Here is an 18442-nt window from a genome sequence, read left to right as displayed (position 1 = left end):
ACTTTAGCAAGTGTTTAGCGAGTTTCAAGTTGCAAACACATGCTTAGGGTAAAGAGAGTTAGGTAGAGTATGAGTAGTCGTTCTTCTTTAGCAAGTTGGCAAACACTGGCAGGCCTTGCAAGTGATATAAAGCAACAGCACTTAGTTGATTTATTTGCTAATGATGCACAAAGATTTGAGCGTTTTTCCACGCAAATTGATGGCGTTTTCTTTGATTACTCAAAAAACCTGATCACTCAAGATGTTAAAAATGCGTTATTAGCACTCGCCAATGATGTTGATTTGGCATCATGGCGCGACAAAATGTTTTCTGGTGAAAAAATTAATATTACCGAAAACCGCGCTGTGCTGCATACAGCCTTGCGTAAACGCAATAATCAGGCGGTGTATGTTGACGGCGAAAATGTGGTTGATGCCGTTAACGCAGAATTGAATAAAATCAGTGCATTTACCGAGAAAGTGCGCAGTGGCGCTTGGTTAGGTTACACCGGTAAGCGCATTACTGATGTAGTGAGCATTGGTGTTGGCGGCTCAAACCTTGGCCCGCAAATGGCAACGGAAGCGCTTGCAGCCTACGCAGATGAAACGCTTAAAGTGCATTATGCATCAAACGCCGATGGTATGCAGATAGCAAATGTACTAAGCAAAGTGAATGCGGAAACCACGCTATTTATTGTCTCAAGTAAAACCTTTACCACATCAGAAACCATGGCGAATGCGAAAACAGCTGTTGCATGGTTGAAACAGGCTGCCGGTAATGACGATGCGGTTGCAAAGCATTTTGCCGCAGTGAGCACCAATTTAGAAAAAACGTCAGAATTCGGTATTAATCCAGATAACGTATTTACCATGTGGGACTGGGTTGGCGGACGTTTTTCAATGTGGTCAGCAATTGGTTTACCTATCGCTTTGTATCTTGGTTTTGATGCGTTTATTGAGTTACTTGAAGGTGCATTTGAAGTTGATCGGCATTTTGTAGAAACAAACTTTGAAAATAACATTCCTGTGCTTATGGCGCTTTTAAGCGTGTGGAATACTAGCTTTTTGGATGCACGAGCGCAGGCTATTTTACCTTACGACCAAAGCATGCATATGTTACCGGCATACCTGCAACAAGCAGAGATGGAAAGTAACGGCAAGTCAGTCACGTTTGATGGCAAAGCGATTGATTATACGAGCGTACCACTTATTTGGGGTATGACAGGTATCAATGGTCAACACGCATTTTACCAATATTTGCACCAAGGTACGACGATTGTGCCGGCCGATTTTATTGGTTCAATAAAGCCTGTGCGTGAGGTGAATAATCATCATGAAATTCTAATGGCAAACTTTTTTGCACAAACTGAAGCCATGATGACAGGCGTTAGCAAAGCGCAAGTAGAAAAAGAATTAGCAAGCAAAGGCTTAAGCGAAGCGCGTATTGCTGAGCTGGTTGAGCATAAAGTACATCAAGGCAATCGTCCTACCACATCAATCTTACTTGATACCATTGATGCGAAGCATTTAGGCCGTTTAATTGCACTTTATGAACATAAGATTTTCTGTCAGGGCATTATTCTAGAAATTTGTTCATTCGACCAATGGGGCGTGGAATTGGGCAAAGGCTTAGCAAATGCCATTCAAAAAGAATTAGAGACAGATGAAACGCTTGCACACGATAGCTCAACAGCTGGCTTAATTGCACTGTATAAAAATAAGCGAAAAAATTAAAAAGCGGTCAAATGTCAGGGTTAAGTGATTGGCATTAGCTTAGACTGCGCGGTTTTCAAAATGCCTTAGGCTGCTTTGAAACTGCAACAAATACCTTTGAACGGGTAGCACTGAGTTATTTGGAACGTCAATTGGTGAGAGAGTTGACGCTTCCAAACACTCTTATTTACCGGTTCAAATAGCAACTTGGCAAATGCAAGTTGAACGTAATCAAATACTAAAAAATACCTTTGAACGGGTAGCGCTGAGTGATTTGGAGCGTCAATTGGTGAGAGAGTTGACGCCTCCAAAGCTCATATCCGTTTATAAAGCGAACTGAGTAGCGCTGAGTATTCAGGGGTAACAGTGGGTGAGAGCATTGTTACTCCTGAAAACTCTTTTCTTCATAGCCCCATTTGCGTGAGCAGTTACATACGAATTCAATATAAATTAGCAATCATAAATAGCTTACCCAAGCGCTATTTAGTGCTAACATAACGAACTAAAAACACATTCTATATTGTACTTAACAACAAGTTACTAAAACGAAGAGAACAATTATGCTAAACCCATTCGATATCGTTATTTTTGGTGGTGGTGGTGATTTATCACTGCGTAAACTGCTGCCTGCAATGTACCGTGCCTATCAAGAAGGAAACCTGCCGGAAGGGACGCGAATTTTGCCAACCGTTAGGGCATTAGCAAATGAACAAGAGTTTGTTGATAAAGTACAAAGCAGCCTTAAGTCGTTTTTAGGTAAAGGCGAATATAACGCGAAAGACTGGAAAGCGTTTTCTGCGTTTTTAAAACCAATTGTTGTTAATGTCACTGAGCAAGATGATAACTGGTTACGTTTAAAAGAAATTTTAGAGTCAGACGAACAAGACAAAGCGCGCGTTTTCTATTACTCATTACCGCCTGCAGTATACGGCCGTTGTAGCGAGCTTTTATCTGATAATCAGCTGATTACTAAATCAACACGTGTTGTGGTGGAAAAACCAATTGGTTACTGTGGCGCGTCAGCAGAAGAAATTAACGCGAAAATCGCAGAATACTTTAAAGAAAGCCAAATTTATCGCATCGATCATTACCTGGGTAAAGAGACAGTTCAAAACTTAATGGCACTGCGTTTTTCAAATGTGATGTTTGAAAATATGTGGGATGCAAAATCGATTGATAATATTCAGATCAGTATTTCTGAAACTGTTGGCCTAGAAAGCCGAGCGGGCTTTTACGACAAAGCCGGTGCGCTGCGCGATATGGTACAAAACCACTTGTTACAACTACTGTGCCTTGTAGCGATGGAATCACCAAATAAGCTAACGGCTAAAAGCATTCGCACTGAAAAATTAAAAGTACTTGAAGCTTTGCGTCCACTTGTAGGTGATGACGTTGAAGCAAACACCGTACGTGGTCAATACGTACCGGGCCAACTTGATGGTAAATTGGTACCTGGCTATTTAGAAGAGCTTGGCGAAAACAGCGAGACCGAAACCTTTGTAGCGATCCGCGCACACATTGAAAACTGGCGTTGGGCTGGCGTACCATTCTACCTAAGAACCGGTAAACGCATGAAACAGCGTTGTGCTGAGATTATCGTAGAATACAAAAATGTATCTCACAACGTGTATGACGAAACGGTTGGCGGCATTGAGCCAAACCGATTAGTGATCCGCTTACAGCCGGAAGAAAGCATTCAGCTTACGCTAATGTCTAAGCGTTTAGATAATTTAGAAATGCAACTTGAGCCAGTAACGCTTGATCTCGATTTGTCTAAAAACTATGAAAATGGCTTCCATTCAGATGCGTACAAGCGCTTAATGCTTGATGCTGCGGCAGGTAATGCATCGCTGTTTATTCACCGTGACGAAGTACGTCAAGCATGGGCGTGGATTGATCCAATTATTGAACAGTGGCAAACAGCGGGTATGCCAGCACTTTATCGTGCAGGTACATGGGGTCCAGAAGATGCAGACGAGCTACTCGCTGAAAATAATCACGCATGGTACAACGCAGGGAATAACAAATAATGTCAGCCAATATTATTGAAAAGTTTTTCGATTCAAAAGATGCCTATAACGTTGAATTAGGTGAAGATCTTGCTAAGTGTTTAGCACAAGGTATTGAACAAGATGGTCGCGCTGTATTAATGGTATCAGGTGGTTCGTCACCGGCGCCAGCATATCGCTATTTAAGTGGTCTTGAGTTAGCGTGGGACAAAATTGACGTAGCTATGGTTGATGAACGTTGGGTTGAGCAAAGTCATGATAAAAGTAATGAAGCGTTTATTAAATCAACGCTATTACAAGACAAAGCTGCTGCTGCGAACTTTGTAACCATGAAAAATCCAGCGGACAGTGCGCAACTTGGTCAAGCTGAGTGTCAAAACGCATATGCGGCACTTAAACAAAATTTTGATGTGACGATTTTAGGTATGGGACCAGATGGTCATACCGCATCACTTTTCCCGCATGCCCAAGGCCTTGATAATGCGTTAACCACTACTGATTTAGTCGCGGCAATTGATGCAATTAAAAGTGATGTAACTGGTGATATTACTGAGCGCATGACATTAACGCGTGCTGCTATTTTACAATCGAAAGTGATTAAGCTTTTAATAAGCGGTGAAGAAAAACTGGCAGTTTATAAAGAAGCTAAAGCTGGCGGGGAGGTTGCAGATATGCCACTTCGCGCTATTTTACAGCAAACAAAGGTACCGGTAGAAGTGTACTGGACAGCTTAATGTTTGACTAAACTAGATTAAAAAGCCCAACTTAAGTTGGGCTTTTTTGTTTAGAAAGCATGACGTTTCAAAACAGTTCCGCGATGATCTATGACAATCTTGTAAGGCGTTTGAGAGACACCATAACGTTTAAAAATCGCATTTTCGCTATCCCAAATTACCGGCATTTGTAATTGATGGGTTTCAATAAAACTGCGTACATGGGCTTCGTTAACGTAGTAGCCACTGATCACAGCCAGATACAATTTACCTTGTTTAAGTTGATTGTCAGCTAATTGCTTTAGGCTTGCCTCACAATTTGGAAAGTGTGGCATTGGACACAAACTATCAAGAAATACCAACTCAAGCGTATTACTGGGTTTGAGCATTTTAATGGTATTACCTAACGATACCGTTTGCCCCGATAAACTTTCACGAACAAAATCTGAAAATTGTTCACCAACGGCAATATGATTTACCGGCGGTTGTTTTTTAAAGCGTGGTGAAGACGCCTCTTTTAATAATTTGCTTTTATAGTGTGTAAACTGAGCTTGGGAAATGTGTTGGTTTAATTTTAGATATGCCAATAGTGCAGCATCATCACCTTTAAATAATACTGTGCCATCGTGCTCAAGAATATGAAACGGTGTTTGCCAAACGTCATATTGCCGCATTAACTTAAACTCTTTATCGATCTCAATGGATGCAAATTGCGGGTAGTTGCTTTTAAATTTAGCTATTTGACTGGGTGTTACATTGAGATCTTGTTGTTTATAGCTGACGCTATAGCTTTGTTGATTTAGCCAGTCAATAAACACGGAGTTTGCGCCATCATAATGTGCCCAAATATCCATAAACACCGTATGTTTAGTTGGCTCTTGTGTTTTTGTATACGCAGGGTTAGCAAAAAATAATAAGCCTAAAGTTACAACGACGATGTGCAATGCTTTGAGTTGATTAAACATAGTTACTATTCCTTTTCAGGTAACGCAGCGATATATGCGTCAATTTTGTCTGAGTGTAGAAAGCTCGTTAGTGCAACTTTGCCGCTTTGCTCGATTAAAATATGATAAGGCGTACCTAATACGCCAAAGTTTTGCGTGATTGCGCCGTTTGTATCAAACACTGTATCTAGCGACAGATTATTACGATTAAAGTAGGCGTTAATATTGTTAACTGAATCATTAATGCCAACGTTCACCGTAATGATGGCGATTTTGTCGCTATGGTTTTTATTTAACTCTGCTAGATGTGGCATTTCAGCTTGGCAATATTGGCACCATGTTGCCCAAAATTTGAGGTAAACGGGTTTTTCCTTTAGTAACTCTTTTAAATTAATTGCCTTACCTTTTAAGGTATGACTAACTAAATTAGGCGCTTTGTCGCCAACCTTAAGCGGTGATGCAAACAAAGGGATGGCAAGAGTAAATAACATAAAAGCCAGTATGTTTTTCATATAAATATCCTTAAAACGTGATTTGAAAATAGAAATAAAGGGCCACGCCAACCAGCAAGGCCGCCAATAGGTATTTGAAGCCGTTAAGCCAAGGGCCGCTTTTCGGCAACGAGTTCAAAACGTTGGAAAAAATGCCTGCAATGAACAGTAAGGCACTTAATCCAAGTGCAAATGCGAACAAATAAATGGGGCCAACGAGTGGTGCGTGCTCAGTTGAAACATACATTAGTAACATACCAAGTACCGGTGAAGTGCAGGGCGCCATTACCAAGCCGGATAACGCACCACTGACAAATACATTGAGTGGCGCATATGAACTGAATGTATTTTTGGTGAAAGAAAGCTGCGGCATGTTTATCCAGCCAAGCATCCATGCAGCCATGATTAAGCAAAAACTACCCGCAATGAACAACATTGCAGGGTGGGTGGCGACACTGCCAAACAAATATCCCAGCTTGGCGGCAAAATAACCTAATAAACTGTAGCTAAGCGCAAGGCCTAACACATATAAACAAGTGTATGCTGTTGACTGGTAGCCATTGTTTGCGTGCTGGCGTACCACTGCAATGGTAATTGGCAGCATTGGGTAAACACAGGGCGTTAGGCTGGTTAGTACGCCTGTCACAAATATTACCAGCACCACATACAGCGAAGCTTTATCACTGACGAGGGCTTCTTGAATAAACATTTCCATACTGAGCTCGCTTTAAAAATTGGCTTGCATCAGTGTTGCCGTTATTTGCCCCAAACCCTATTAAATCGATATAAAATCCATCTAAAATAAATATATTTATATATTTTTCAATGTATTAAGTTTTAGCTTGGAGTTTGTTAAAGGTTTTGTTTTGCTGTGCTTTGATTTATTATTTAGGCCTATTTTGATTTGTGGATGGATGCGCTGTTGTTTCGTTTTAGTGATTATGAATTTGAACCAGAAACAGGTTACCTAACGCGGCTGAACGATGCAGAAACTCAACAGCCGGTGTTACTGCGAAACAAGGTCGCAAATTTGCTGACTTATTTTTTGCAGCACCCAAATGAACTAATAGCGAAAGAAACCCTACTTACACATTTATGGCAGCATGGTGACTATCGCGAATCAGCATTAACGCAAAGTATTCGTGAGTTGCGTTTGGCCCTAAGCGATGATGCTAAATCGCCGCGCTACATTAAAACAATTCCACAACGTGGTTATCAGTGGATTTGCCCAATAACACGTGAAGTAAATCAGGCAGAATCAAAGCATTCTGAACAGCCAGCAGCAAAAACAATACAGACAGAAAACACGTTAAATAAATCCTTACGGTTATGGTTTGTTGTGGGCGTTTTAATGTTAGCCGGGTTAATATTGGCTGTTGGAATTTGGCAACCTAATAGCGGTAATGCAGCTAACCATAGCGAACAACAAAACCAAGTTACATCGCGTTTGCGAGTAATGGTGCTGCCGTTTATTAACGATACACAGCAACCAAGCATGGCGTGGCTAGAACATGGCCTGTCAGATATGTTGGCTGTCGATTTAAAGCGCTCTCAACGGGTTGATGTGATTTCGCCTTCTGAGGCACATTTATCGTTGTTGAAAAATGAGTTGCCGTGGCCCGCAATGCCAGTACAAATACGTAACTTACTCGATAAACTTGGGGCAAATGTCGCTATTTTCGCAAGTGTGCGAATGCATCAGCAAAAACAAGTTATCGACTTTCAGGCAATTTATTCCGATGGACGCATCAAACAGGGCAGTTTGAGCTATAACGAGTTAGCATCGCATATTGAAGTTATCTCGCAGCAGATTCTGGCAATGATAAATGCTCATAAACAAAACACCAAAAAAGCGCGACCTGATATTTCAGCTATGGCGATCGCACAAGGCATGCAAGCATTGCAAACCACGGGTGCTGCAGAGGCGATTAAGTATTTTCAAGCAGCAAACACCATATTGCAAACGAATTGGGCAAGCGCTTATTTGGCAAGAAGTTATATTGCTGTGGGAAAATGGTCACAGGCTCGCGTCGAATTTAGTAAAATTGGGCAAAACGACCTAAAATACGATCCACTACTTAATGCTTTTGTCGCGTATTGGCAGGCAATTATCGCGACACGCCAAGGCACTAGCGACCAACATGCTCTGATTGAGAAAAGCATTCACGCCAGTATCAACAGCCAAGACCCACAATTAATCGCAGAAAGTTATCGTTTAAAAGCGTCATTGGCTTGGCAAGCAATGAAATGGCAGCAACATGATGACTTACTTAAAAAAGCAGCTAAGTTAACTGATAATTATACTGAGTTAGCCGCAACGGCAGATTCACTATTTTATTTGGGACAACCAAATAATGTGGGGCTAGAAAAAAGCCCGTATAACGATTTAGCCAAAAATAAAGAGCGACTTACCAAGGCGCTGAGTTTTTACCAAACCCTCGGCAATCTAGAAAAAATCGCGGCAACACAACTGGCGATTGCACAAAACTATTATTTTGACCAAGAAAAACGGGAAACCGCTTTGCAAAATGCGTTAGCGCGCTTTACCGAGCTTAACTTACCGTATGAGTTAGCGATGGCAGAACTTTATGCGGGTTTTTATCATATGCAATTGCACCAAGGGCAACTTGCTGAGCAGTATTTTAAGCAAGCAAAGCATGGGTTTGAAAAGCTAGGTGCCAAATCGGCGTTGCCGTGGGCTGATTTTTATATAGCGTTTTCCTACCTTGATCAAGGACTAGATCAAAGTGAAATGGGCCGCTATGGACAAAATCCAGAAATGCTTAAGCGAGCGATTAATGCGTTTCAGACACTATTACCGAATACGCAATCGGATGTGATAAAAGTAAGCAGTTATGTATTTGTTGCATGGGCATACACCGACTTACAACAGTTTGATAAGGCGAAACATGCACTTAAATTAGCGTTAACCCATTCCAGCGACCCTGCGTTAACCTTAACAAATGAATATGCGCGTTATTCGTTAATGTATATTTACCTACTGCAAGACCAAGCGCAAAAAGTGCTGGAAATAGAAAAACGCCCTTGGAGTACAAGATTACAAGCGGTTTATGTCGCCAAAGCGTATGCTGCATTAGCGCAATATAATAAGGCGGCCAACACGCTTAATGAATTAAAAGAAGTAATGCCGGGGTATTTCACAATACAAGATAACGACCTGCTTGAAGCCTATCGCAGACAAAATAGGGCAGGCAGTATCATGCTCGAGCAAACTCTGCCTAAAGCACATTCCGTTTATTGTGAAACAGATTGGTCGATTGATATTAGCAAACATGCTAACTAACAGTGCTCTAATCACTATCGTTTTACCAGTCATTTTGTGCCTTTATGCAAGCTGGGTGGTTATTGCTTGCTTCATGTAAAAGGGTTACAAATTCGCTGAATACCAAGGCTGTTGTTCTTTACAGTCCTCATTTTGCGTGTCTTTATCGCGGCGCTTGATATGTTGCCTAGCAATCTAAGCGAATACAAAGCTTGTGGGCTTAGCTCACATCCCGTATCTGGATTTTGTTCACAACAATGATAAAAGTTTGCGTAAGAGAACTGTTCGCCTGCGCTTTTTGGTTTTCTACTGTGTTATCGCTTATTTATGCTGACCAACCCCATCGTGTTCTCGGCATTGTTTAAATATCGTGAAAATAAGTATGAAAGCTCAACAGGCTTTCCTGTAAAAAAGTAGCTAACCCACATCGCTGCTTTACATATCAATCAACACCTCATCGCGATAATAGAGCAGAACTCACTTTATCTGTGTAAACAACAATTCGATATGCGTGGCGTGGTTATTTTTTGACGATACGACAGGCTCGCTTAAGGTGACTTAAACGCTTACTTTGTAACCTAATGTGTTTTTAAAAGCATAATCATGGCTAATTTTACGAAAAGATCGAAATATGACTAGACAAATGACACCGGTGTCTTTATTATTCTCATTAACAAATGACAGCGCTGTCATTACTTCCCCTTGTAAGTAATGTGAATTAAGATTTGAGGGCTCCACTTCTATCATTCTGCCCAGTGATAGGGGCCCTCAATTAGCTAACACAGAGTTAACCAACGTAACGTTAAGCAAAGCGCTTTATCAGGCAATGTAATAATTGCCTGACATTTTTCTAAAATCGCTCCAAGCACCTGATCCGACCTCCACCTGATTAAACTTTTCTTACAGATTAAGCTTTACAGATAATATTTGCCGTGTGTTATAGTAAAAAGGTCGCTAGCCCCCGTATTTAGCGGGTGTTATGAAAATTTATTATTGCAAATGTAAATAAATTGTTCTTATTTGTTATATATAAATGAACGCGATTGTTTAAAAAATGCAAAAATAATTGTAGCGATATTGTAATTTTACGTGTAAGGTTTGTTATCAGATGACAACGCTGTCATCTTCACTGGGCAGAAAGTGAATTAAACCAAAACAAAATGATTCAAGGGGAATCCTGTGTTAGCTAAAAATTTCAAAAAAAGCTTATTAGCAGTTAACATCGGTTTAGCAATGGGCGCTGGTTTTTCAGGCGTGGCTGTTGCAGCTGATTCAGAAGTACAAGCAAAAGAAGATGTGGAAGTAATTGAGGTACGTGGTATTCGTCGCTCTCTAGAAGCTTCTCTTAATACAAAACGTTTCGCAAACGGTACTGTTGATGCAATCACAGCAGAAGACATTGGTAAAATGCCAGACCGTAACGTTGCAGAATCTCTTCAGCGTGTACCAGGTGTAACAGTACAGCGTCAATGGGGTGAAGGTGCGGCGGTGTCAATCCGTGGTGCGGGCGACGAGCTAACATTAACAACTTTAAATGGTCAAAACGTAGCGTCTACAGGCTGGTTTGTTTTTGAACCTGCAAAACGTTCTTTTAACTATTCACTGTTGCCTTCTGAGTTAGTTGGTGGTGTTGAAGTATACAAATCATCGCAAGCAGACCTTGTTGAAGGTGGCGTTGGTGGTACGGTAGAAATCAACACACGTAAGCCTTTAGATATGGATGCAAACTCAGTTTACGCATCATTAGAAGCGCTAAATTCGACTGATTCTGAAGAAACTACACCATTAATCTCAGGTCTTTATAGCTGGAAAAATAGCAGTGAGACGTTTGGCCTACTCGTTTCTGGTGTTTACCAGGAGCGTGAGTTACAACGCCAAGGTAACGAAGCATTTTGGCAGTGGGGTGCAGGTCCTGTTGCATTTAAACAAGAGCGTGAACGTACAGCTATTGCTGCTACTTTCCAATATGCACCAACTGATGCGTTAGACATGTCACTTAACCTTATCGACATGGAAATGGCTGCAGACAATAACAACTATGCACTTTGGTTAACGCAAGCTGATACTACTTGGGGTGGTGGTGAAACGGAAGAATTCCTTGAAGGAACACCTGTTAAAGGACCTTTAAATGTTGGTTTCTGGCAGAGTCGCCCTCGTCAAGCAACCATGAGCTCAGAAGTTATCGACTTTACTTTAAACTATGCGGGTGATGGTTACGATTTATCTGTACAATTTGGTGATACATCGTCAACAGGTGGTACAGACTTTGAAATTGAAGTATTTGACGCGCAAGGTTTGAATCCTGAATCAGGTACACCGATTGTAGGCGGTAGCTACGATTTCACTAATGGTAATCAAACGTGGGATTTACCGAATGGTATTGGTGGCGTTGCGCTTGAAGATTACGTACCTAGTCATATAGCGATTGCAAGTTGCCAAACAGCTGCACCTCATTGTACACGCATGAACAGAACACCTAAGACTGATGAAGAATCGTACTTCCAAACAGACGTTAAGTTCCACGTCGATCTAGGTCCAATTACATCAATAAAAACGGGTCTTCGCTATTCATCTCATAACACCACAAGCCGTCGTTTTGAGTTTGTTACAGCCGATGACTTTCAACCTTTCATTGATACAACAACGCTTTCTGGTGAAAAAACTGATATTGGCGCTGGTGATTATCAAATGACCACATTTGATTCAGATATTTTCATTAATCACGCTAAAGCGGGTATTATCGGTGAAAATGAAGATTTAACATCTTATAGTGAAATTGATGAAGATAACTTAGCAGTATATGCAATGGCTTCTTTCTCAACTGAAATGGCACGTGGTAACTTTGGTTTACGTATTGTTAATACAGATGCATCTTCGACTTATTTCCTTAATGGTGTTAAAACAACGACTGATGAAAGTTACACAGAAGCGTTACCGAGCTTTAACATCGCCTTCGATATTACTGACGACGTGATTTTACGTGCGAATGCTGCGCGCACTATGGCACGACCTTCTTACGTAAACATGTATGTTAATCCTAATATCACTGGCGCAAATGACACACTGCCAGATAACCAATTCTGGATTGTTGGTAACGTAGGTCTGAAGCCATTTATTTCTAATAACTTAGATTTAGGTGTTGAGTGGTACTTCAATGAAAGTTCACTTGTTTCAGCTGGTTTATTCTTTAAAGACGTTGCTAACTTTGTAACTGTTAATGAGTATGCTGCTGATGCTTCTGATATTAACTATCAATTAGCACCAGACGAAGTACCAAACGGCTGGACAGTGCAAGAGCTGGAAAGCAATGGTACAGCTAATATTCAAGGTTTAGAGCTTCAGTATCAACAAGACTTTGGCAATGGTTTCGGTTCAATCGTTAACTACACATATACAGATGCGGAAACGTCAAGTTCTGAAATCTTTAGTGACGGCAACACCGAGATGAGTGATAGCTCAAAGCATGTTTATAACTTAACGGGTTATTATGAGAATGAATCATTTGAAGTACGTTTGTCATATAACTGGCGTTCAGAATACATGATTCGTGATGTTGGTGCATACGGCAACCGTTTACATGATGATTTTGGTACGCTTGATTTTAGCGCTACTTGGCATGCAACTGATTTCTTAGATGTACGTCTTACTGCAGTAAACTTAACTGAAGAAGGTTCTGTTCAGAAAGGTAACAACGCAGACTACAGTTCTTACAGCGGCTTCACAAAAGGTTTCCCACTGTATGAATATGAAATGCCTCGTATGGTATCTCTAGGCGTGGCTCTACGTTTCTAACAGATAAAATAATTTAAAAAGGGAGAGTTTCTCCCTTTTTTTTTTGTCTAAAACCATCTAGCATAGGGCGACAAATAAACGCCATAGCAATGTAAGTCTAGATGCTTTTAGCAAAAAAATGAAAAATTCGCTGCGGCACCATAAAATATAAAGTTGGAGTAGTACCATGGCAGATGTTATCAAGCCGTTGCACAACGAAGTGCATAAAAATTTTAAAATTAAAAATGGATTTAATACAGATCTTGTTAAAGATCAGCATTTAGTGCCTGTAGTAGCACACGAGTTTGCACGTGTAGCAAATGAATATCCAATTGTGTTTGTTAAGAATAACGAAACAGGTGAGTTTCAACCTGTTGCAATGCTAGGTTTGGAGCCTGGTGAAAACCTATTTGTTAAAGATGGTAAGTGGCAAGCAGCATACCTACCGCATGCGCTTACGCGCTACCCACTAGTTCTTAGTAAAAACCCTGAGAATGAAGAGCAGCTATTTGTTGGTATTAACGAATCAAGCGACTTAGTAGGTGAAGACGAGGGTAATGCACTGTTTGATGATAAAGGTGAAGAAACAGATTACCTTAAGCGTCGTAAAGAAGGTTTAATTGCATTTGTTGAATTCTCACAAGTAACAGCTGCGTTTACTAAATTCCTAGCAGATAAAGAGCTACTTATCCCGCAAACACTTACCCTTGAAATTAAAGGCGAAAAGCGTGATATCAACGGTATTTACCTTATCGATGAGAAGAAGCTAAACGAAATGGCTGATGACGAGTTCTTAGAACTTCGTAAGCGTGGCTACTTACCACCAATTTACTCTTTCTTAACATCAATGCCACAGGTTAATCGTCTAGCTCGCTTAAAGGCGGAAGCTGAGAGTTAATCTTCATTTATGATTAGCGAGTGTAATTACACTCGCTTTTTTTATGCATAATTCAACCATCAAGTTACTTCTGTGAAAATCAAGCAAATAGTTATTTTGGGTGGTGGTACAGCGGGTTGGCTAGCTGCAAATCACTTGGCCAAAAAGTTAAATCTACCTAACGGGATCAACGTAACCTTAGTTGAGTCGCCAAATATTCCAACCATTGGAGTCGGTGAAGGCACTGTGCCGGCTATGCGTGAAAGTCTAAAATACCTAGGCATTGATGAAGGTGATTTCATTAAGCGCTGTGATGCGACTTTCAAGCAAAGTATTAAGTTTGTTAATTGGACGCATGACCCAGCAGCGCATGGCAACCATTACTACCATCACTTATTCGATTACCCATTGATAAATCAATTCAACAGCACTCCTTATTGGTTAAATAAACATTGCCAATTAAGTTATGCAGAAACTGTTGCAGTGCAAGGGAAAATATGTAATTTAGGGCTTGCACCAAAAATGGTTACAGACCCTCAATACCAAGGGACAACAGCTTATGCCTATCACTTGGATGCTGCGAAGTTCTCACAAATGCTAACAGAGAATGCGGTCGATAAGCTTGGCGTTATCCATATTAAAGATGATGTGACCGATGTGATTTTGCATACAGATGGTTCAATAAAAGCACTTGTAACGCAACAAAACGGGAACATTTTCGGCGATGTTTTTATAGATTGTTCAGGATTTAATTCACTCTTGATGGGTGAAAAACTTGGTATAGATTTCGTTGATAAGAGTGATATTTTGTTCGCTGATCACGCACTGGCTATTCAAGTTCCTTACCAAAGTGTATCTCAACCTATCGCTAGCCATACGATCTCAACTGCTCAGCAAGCAGGTTGGATATGGGATATTGGTTTAACCGAGCGACGTGGTGTAGGGCATGTGTATTCATCTAATCATACTTCTCATGAACAAGCTGAACGCGATTTGCGAGACTATTTAGGAAGCGAGTTTGACAATATAAGCACGCGTCGAATCAAAATGCACATTGGCTACCGCGCAAAGTTTTGGCATAAAAACTGTGTGGCACTTGGCCTTTCGCAAGGTTTTGTAGAGCCTTTAGAAGCGACTGGATTATTAGTGTTTGATGCAACTGCACGCATGCTTGCCGAACAATTCCCAATGGAGCATGCGGAAATGCCGCTTGCAGAAAAGCGTTTTAACCAACGGATCCGTCAAACATGGGACCGTGTTATCGATTTTATTAAACTACATTACTGTATTTCAAAAAGGCGAGATTCTGCTTTTTGGCGCGATAATACAGATCCGCGTTCGATTCCTGACTCACTGCAGGAAAATTTAGAGTATTGGCGTTTTAAAATTCCTACTGAATACGATTTTCATAATAAATTATCTATTTTTAATTTAGATAATTACCTTTATGTTTTGTACGGTATGGAATTTGAGACTAGTTCACAAAATCAGCAGTTCCAGTATCAAGATGTTGACGGTTATCGCGCATGGCTAAAGGAGTTAGCTAACTATCGCGATCATTTGAGTAAAACTTTACCAGAGCATCGAGTGTTGATTGATAAGATTAAAAAATATGGAATACAAAGTGTGTAATGAGTGACACCAACGTTAATTTGATTATTAATCGCGTAAAGCAACACTTTTTAGCAGGAGAATTTAGCGACGTTGAGAACGTACTAACAACGGCACTTCTGCAATACAATAATAATCAACAAATACTGTATTGGCTGTGTCAGTTTTATACACAAATGCGGCGCTTTAGTAGTTTAATTGAATTGTTTAAAGTTAATAAAGTACCGGAAAATTGTTTAAACTTTCATATTGGTGCTTTAAGGGCTCTGAAACAGCACGAAGTAGCGATTACGCTGCTGAAAGAATTGTCCGACGCTTCGCCTGAGCGTCAACTATTGTTGGCAACCTTGTACAAAGAGCAGGGGGCTAAAACGCAGGCAATTGAGTTATTGTCACAGCTTATTGATACTTATCCTGAGACGATAGAAGCCTATTGGCAACTTTGCCAACTAACACCTGAGCTCACTACACAACAACACCAAACACTTACGCTTTTTGTGCAGCAGGATGAGCACTCACTCCGTGAACGCGCATTGGCGTGTTATACTTTAGCGTCAGTATTTGACCAAGCTGGCGATCACGCTCGCGCCTTTGACTATTATGCAAAAGGGGCCAAGCTAAAACGCCGTTCATTTGGTAATTACCAATTTGATGCCGAATTACATGAACTGGACAATTTAGCGCACGCATTTCATTTGGCTAAATCCACGACACAACCGCTTGACACGCAAAGTCAGCCGATCTTTATCGTCGGTATGCCGCGTAGTGGTACGACACTAGTGGAGCAAATCATTGCATCGCACAGTCAAGTGATTGGTGCTGATGAGTTATCAGATCTGATGATGGCTACTCAACAGCTACTACGAAAAGAAAAACCAGCAAGCCCTTACCCTCATTGGGCAGACCAACTTTCGAGCAAAGCGTATTCAGAGATTGCCTTGAATTATTATGAGTTGACTAAACCATTTCAAACTAAGCGCTATTTTACCGATAAAATGCCGCTTAACTTTAAAGCGATTGGCATAATTAAGCGTGCTTTCCCTAATGCAAAGATTATTCATTGTAAACGCAATGCGCACGATACAATTTGGGGTAATTTCCGTCAGCTCTTTGGTGAAGGCATACGGTTTAGCTACAACCTTAACGAACTAACACGTTATTATTTAGCGTACGATAAGTTAATGACACACTGGCACAGTTTGTATCCTGAGGCTATCTTAACCATAGATTACGAGGCTTTGGTTGATGATATTGAGGCTCAAACAGCACGCTTGTGTGAGTATTTAGAGCTTGATTTTGAAGTGGATTGTTTAGCATTTTTCAAGTCAAACCGCGTGGTGCATACATTGAGCAGTCAGCAAGTACGTCAGCCAATCTTTAAGTCAGGTGTTGGCCGCTGGAAAAACTACGAATTTGCTTTTGGTGAGGTCAATGCATTACTGGATAAAGACGAATAAGTATGTCTTTATCCAGATGTCGTAAGGTTTTTTAAAAACAGCTAATTATGTAGTTTATCTAGCGAATCTTGGTGAGTTTCGCTGTATTGCACCGCTTGTTGGCAGCGTGCCTTTACAGAATCAAATAACGTTTCCATTTGTGCTTTATCGATGTCAAGGTGTAACTCTGGGTAGTATTGCATGCCATATAAGATAAAGCGGTAATTTTCATCGTTAAAACACGAAGTACTGGCCGTTTGTAAATCAGCATATTCACAAATCTTGTATTTCCAGATTGCGAGCTTACGTTTTAACGCGGGGCAGTGTTCAACTGAACGTTGTGCCGCTTGCCAAAATTCTGTGTCATCTCTATCAGTAATACAGTAATGTAGTACGATAAATTGCTTGAGATCTTCATAAGCATTTATCATTAACTCTGAATAAGACTCTTGGATTGCATCAGGCACACTAACTTGTGTTAAGTGGGTAGAAAGCAAGCGCGCGCCTAGGTTTATTAGATGCAAACCTGTCGACTCTAACGGTTCAATAAAACCACCGGAAAGTCCTACAGTGATACAGTTACCAACCCAAAAACGTTTGCGACGTCCAATTTGCATATCAATGTGTAAAGTTTTAATAAACTCAGACTCGCTACCTAAAAATGATTTTAGTTCGGCCTCTGCTTCTTCTTTACTTAGCCTATTGCCATCGTATACATAGCCGGTTCCTTGACGATTAATCAGATCTATTTGCCACACCCAGCCATTACTTAATGCCGTGGCTTCGGTGTAGGGCTTAGGCTGCTGCTCTGCTGGATATTTGCGCTGTACCGCGACTGCTTTATTGCATGGAAGCGCATCTTCATAACTTACCCAGTTATCTTCACTTACTGCATTGATAAGTAAGCCTTTAAAGCCGGTACAATCAATAAAGTAATCGCTTTCGAATACGCCATTATCGGTTTCAATACTAATAATATTTTGATTATCTGTGTTTATTTTTTCAACGGTAGCTTCAATGTGCTCGACACCCGCTGCAACTGCTTTTTTACGTAAAAAACGTGCTAATTGGTTCGCATCAATATGATAGCCATAGGGTACAATTCCGGTATAACCTTTGCTATTGGCTGTTTTTGGCCCATGTTGGTGCTTAATTAATTCAGATGAAATACAAGTGCCTTCGTCATAACGTTGCCCAGAGAGTTTTTGGCTTAGTAACCAAGATGTTGACAAATCGAAGCCGTTGCCAAACTTTATCTGTTCAAATGGGTGGAAGTATTCATGTACTTTATCTTGTTGAGGTTTCATCCAATTACGAAACATAATCCCTGTTTTATAGGTTGCTTGAGTTTCACTCAACAACTCTTGTTCATCTAACCCCATAGCCGCGAAGAAAAAGCGAATACTGTGTACCGTTGCCTCACCGACACCTAAGATGCCAATATCTGCACTTTCAACAAGGCGCACTTTGATGTTTTGTTTTTCTTTTCGATAAAGGTGGTTAAGGTACATTGCTGTCATCCAACCAGATGAGCCCCCACCAACAATTGTGATTGATTTAGTTTTATTATTTTCCATAGCACCGATGTTCGAAAGGTTTGTGTGATATTGATGTT

12 protein-coding genes are annotated in these 18442 nt (G+C 40.7%); 8 read left to right on the top strand and 4 right to left on the bottom strand.

Annotation, left to right across the window (positions count from 1 at the left end; translation table 11 throughout):
• The first annotated feature begins 69 nt into the window (after nt 1-69).
• The 3 genes from pgi (at nt 70) to pgl (ending at nt 4435) form a co-directional block, all read left to right on the top strand.
• A complete protein-coding gene (gene pgi / locus AC2IOM_RS12555; protein ID WP_486358564.1) occupies nt 70-1713 on the top strand; it encodes a glucose-6-phosphate isomerase in 1644 nt (547 codons plus the stop codon).
• A 539-nt stretch (nt 1714-2252) separates the two neighbouring features.
• Nucleotides 2253-3722 (top strand): glucose-6-phosphate dehydrogenase, encoded by a 1470-nt coding sequence (gene zwf / locus AC2IOM_RS12550; RefSeq protein ID WP_138628548.1) that lies wholly within the window; start codon nt 2253-2255, stop codon nt 3720-3722.
• The gene (gene pgl / locus AC2IOM_RS12545; protein ID WP_486358563.1) at nt 3722-4435 is read left to right on the top strand and encodes a 6-phosphogluconolactonase; all 714 of its coding nucleotides are present in this window, start codon (nt 3722-3724) and stop codon (nt 4433-4435) included. Before zwf ends, pgl begins: the two co-directional genes overlap by 1 nt.
• A 50-nt stretch (nt 4436-4485) precedes the next feature.
• Here pgl and AC2IOM_RS12540 read toward each other — a convergent pair whose 3' ends face one another.
• The 3 genes from AC2IOM_RS12540 to AC2IOM_RS12530 are packed head-to-tail and all read right to left on the bottom strand — an operon-like array spanning nt 4486 to nt 6564.
• A complete protein-coding gene (locus tag AC2IOM_RS12540; protein ID WP_486358562.1) occupies nt 4486-5379 on the bottom strand; it encodes a peroxiredoxin family protein in 894 nt (297 codons plus the stop codon).
• A gap of 5 nt (nt 5380-5384) precedes the next feature.
• The gene (locus tag AC2IOM_RS12535) at nt 5385-5870 is read right to left on the bottom strand and encodes a TlpA family protein disulfide reductase (RefSeq protein WP_486358561.1); all 486 of its coding nucleotides are present in this window, start codon (nt 5868-5870) and stop codon (nt 5385-5387) included.
• 10 nt (nt 5871-5880) lie between these two features.
• A complete protein-coding gene (locus tag AC2IOM_RS12530) occupies nt 5881-6564 on the bottom strand; it encodes a cytochrome c biogenesis protein CcdA (protein ID WP_486358560.1) in 684 nt (227 codons plus the stop codon).
• A 207-nt stretch (nt 6565-6771) separates the two neighbouring features.
• Between AC2IOM_RS12530 and AC2IOM_RS12525 the strand changes: the two genes are divergently transcribed.
• The 5 genes from AC2IOM_RS12525 (at nt 6772) to AC2IOM_RS12505 (ending at nt 16848) form a co-directional block, all read left to right on the top strand.
• The gene (locus tag AC2IOM_RS12525; protein WP_486358559.1) at nt 6772-9153 is read left to right on the top strand and encodes a winged helix-turn-helix domain-containing protein; all 2382 of its coding nucleotides are present in this window, start codon (nt 6772-6774) and stop codon (nt 9151-9153) included.
• A gap of 1158 nt (nt 9154-10311) precedes the next feature.
• Nucleotides 10312-12924: a TonB-dependent receptor gene (locus AC2IOM_RS12520; RefSeq protein WP_486358558.1), complete on the top strand. Its 2613-nt coding sequence runs from the start codon at nt 10312-10314 to the stop codon at nt 12922-12924.
• Between the two features lie 166 nt (nt 12925-13090).
• Nucleotides 13091-13801 (top strand): SapC family protein, encoded by a 711-nt coding sequence (locus tag AC2IOM_RS12515; protein ID WP_486358557.1) that lies wholly within the window; start codon nt 13091-13093, stop codon nt 13799-13801.
• A gap of 72 nt (nt 13802-13873) precedes the next feature.
• Complete coding sequence (locus AC2IOM_RS12510; protein WP_486358556.1) at nt 13874-15412, top strand: tryptophan halogenase family protein; 1539 nt, start codon at nt 13874-13876, stop codon at nt 15410-15412.
• Nucleotides 15412-16848 (top strand): tetratricopeptide repeat-containing sulfotransferase family protein, encoded by a 1437-nt coding sequence (locus AC2IOM_RS12505; protein ID WP_486358555.1) that lies wholly within the window; start codon nt 15412-15414, stop codon nt 16846-16848. The genes AC2IOM_RS12510 and AC2IOM_RS12505 overlap by 1 nt, the downstream gene beginning before the upstream one ends.
• Nucleotides 16849-16889: 41 nt before the next feature.
• On the opposite strand, the gene AC2IOM_RS12500 is transcribed toward AC2IOM_RS12505, so the two are convergent.
• Nucleotides 16890-18404 (bottom strand): tryptophan halogenase family protein, encoded by a 1515-nt coding sequence (locus AC2IOM_RS12500; RefSeq protein ID WP_486358554.1) that lies wholly within the window; start codon nt 18402-18404, stop codon nt 16890-16892.
• Nucleotides 18405-18442 lie beyond the last annotated feature (38 nt).

The organism is Pseudoalteromonas sp. NS-SX12 (assembly GCF_057367955.1).
This window is presented reverse-complemented; position numbering and strand designations above follow the sequence as displayed.

What these genes read in the sequence shown, in the direction of transcription:
- AC2IOM_RS12505 (WP_486358555.1), top strand. Translation starts at nt 15,412, where the DNA reads ATGAGTGACACCAACGTTAATTTGATTATTAATCGCGTAAAGCAACAC.
- AC2IOM_RS12535 (WP_486358561.1), bottom strand. Translation starts at nt 5,870, where the DNA reads ATGAAAAACATACTGGCTTTTATGTTATTTACTCTTGCCATCCCTTTG.
- AC2IOM_RS12530 (WP_486358560.1), bottom strand. Translation starts at nt 6,564, where the DNA reads ATGGAAATGTTTATTCAAGAAGCCCTCGTCAGTGATAAAGCTTCGCTG.
- pgl (WP_486358563.1), top strand. Translation starts at nt 3,722, where the DNA reads ATGTCAGCCAATATTATTGAAAAGTTTTTCGATTCAAAAGATGCCTAT.
- AC2IOM_RS12540 (WP_486358562.1), bottom strand. Translation starts at nt 5,379, where the DNA reads ATGTTTAATCAACTCAAAGCATTGCACATCGTCGTTGTAACTTTAGGC.
- pgi (WP_486358564.1), top strand. Translation starts at nt 70, where the DNA reads ATGAGTAGTCGTTCTTCTTTAGCAAGTTGGCAAACACTGGCAGGCCTT.
- AC2IOM_RS12500 (WP_486358554.1), bottom strand. Translation starts at nt 18,404, where the DNA reads ATGGAAAATAATAAAACTAAATCAATCACAATTGTTGGTGGGGGCTCA.
- zwf (WP_138628548.1), top strand. Translation starts at nt 2,253, where the DNA reads ATGCTAAACCCATTCGATATCGTTATTTTTGGTGGTGGTGGTGATTTA.
- AC2IOM_RS12515 (WP_486358557.1), top strand. Translation starts at nt 13,091, where the DNA reads ATGGCAGATGTTATCAAGCCGTTGCACAACGAAGTGCATAAAAATTTT.